The organism is Pseudonocardia sp. SID8383 (genome assembly GCF_009864975.1).
GTDB classification, from domain to species: domain Bacteria; phylum Actinomycetota; class Actinomycetes; order Mycobacteriales; family Pseudonocardiaceae; genus Pseudonocardia; species Pseudonocardia alni.
In genome coordinates, this window is sequence record NZ_WWFY01000798.1 from 1 (window position 1) to 1,479 (window position 1,479).

Genomic DNA, 1,479 nt, shown 5'->3' on the forward strand with positions numbered 1-1,479 from the left:
ACGCGCCCGCCGACCCGGCCGGGGAGCAGGCGGCCGACGCCGACCGGGCCTTCGCCGACACCACCGTCTCGGCCCCGCAGACCCGGACCGGGGAACACCTGCGGCTGCTGCGCCGGGTCGGCGTCGTCGACCCCACCTCGCTCGACGACTACCGCGCCCGCGGCGGCTACGCGGCCCTGCGCCGCGCGGTCCGCCTCGGCGCCACCCGGGTCATCGCCGAGCTGAAGGACGCCTCGCTCACCGGGCGCGGCGGCGCGGCGTTCCCCACCGGCGTCAAGTGGGAGGGTGTGGCGCAGTCCCCGGAGCGTCCGCACCACCTCGTCTGCAACGCCGACGAGTCCGAACCGGGCACCTTCAAGGACCGGGTGCTCATGGAGGGCGACCCGTTCGGGCTGGTCGAGGCCATGACGATCGCCGGCTACGTCACCGGCGCCACCGTCGGGCACCTCTACATCCGCGGCGAGTACCCGCTGGCGACCCGCCGGCTGCAGGACGCGATCGCCGCGGCCCGGGCGCGCGGCCACCTCGGCGACGACGTCATGGGGGAGGGCTTCGCCTTCGACATCGACCTGCGCCGCGGCGCGGGCGCCTACATCTGCGGTGAGGAGACCGCGCTGCTGGAGTCGATCGAGGGCTACCGCGGCGAGCCGCGGAACAAGCCGCCGTTCCCGGCCACCTCGGGGCTGTTCGGGAAGCCGACCGCGATCAACAACGTCGAGACCCTCTACAACGTGCTGGAGGTGCTCAACATCGGCGGCGGGGCCTTCGCCTCGGTCGGCGGGGGCCGGTCCACCGGGTCCAAGCTGTTCTGCGTCTCCGGTGCCGTCGGCGCCCCCGGGGTGTACGAGGTCGACTTCGGCACCACCCTGCGCGAGCTGCTCGACCTCGCCGGGGGCACCCGCGGCACGCTGCGCACCGTGCTGCTGGGCGGCGCCGCGGGCGGGTTCGTCCTCCCGCAGGACCTCGACGTGCCCCTCACCCTGGAGGGGGCCCGCGACATCGGCGCCACCCTCGGGTCCGGTGTCGTGCTCGTGTTCGACGACCGCGCCGACCTCACCGCCACCCTCCGCCGGATCGCGGCCTTCTTCCGCGACGAGTCCTGCGGGCAGTGCGTGCCGTGCCGGGTCGGGACGGTCCGCCAGGAGGAGGCACTGGCCCGGCTGGAACGCGGTGCCCCGCTCGGGTCGCGGGAGACCGAGCTGGCCCTGCTCGACGACCTCGCGCGGGTCATGCGCGACGCGTCGATCTGCGGGCTCGGGCAGACCGCGCCGTCGGCCGTCGCCTCCGCACTCGACCTGGGGCTGATCGCGGCGCCGTCGCACTCGTCGAACGGACACGGAGGGCGTCGATGACCACGACCAGCGGGAAGGGCCCGATGGGGCCGGGCGGCGGCTCGCGGGCACCCCGGGCCGGGGAGGTCGACGGCGCACCCGAGGCCGACGCGTCGTCCGGCGACGGCACCCCCGGCGGCGGCCCCGG

Annotated in this window: 1 protein-coding gene; it reads left to right on the forward strand. The window is 75.9% G+C overall.

The window, feature by feature from the left end:
* The coding region (locus GTW08_RS19610) for a complex I 51 kDa subunit family protein (protein ID WP_161152349.1) at positions 1-1,352 on the forward strand (1,352 nt) is incomplete at its 5' end.
* Positions 1,353-1,479 lie beyond the last annotated feature (127 nt).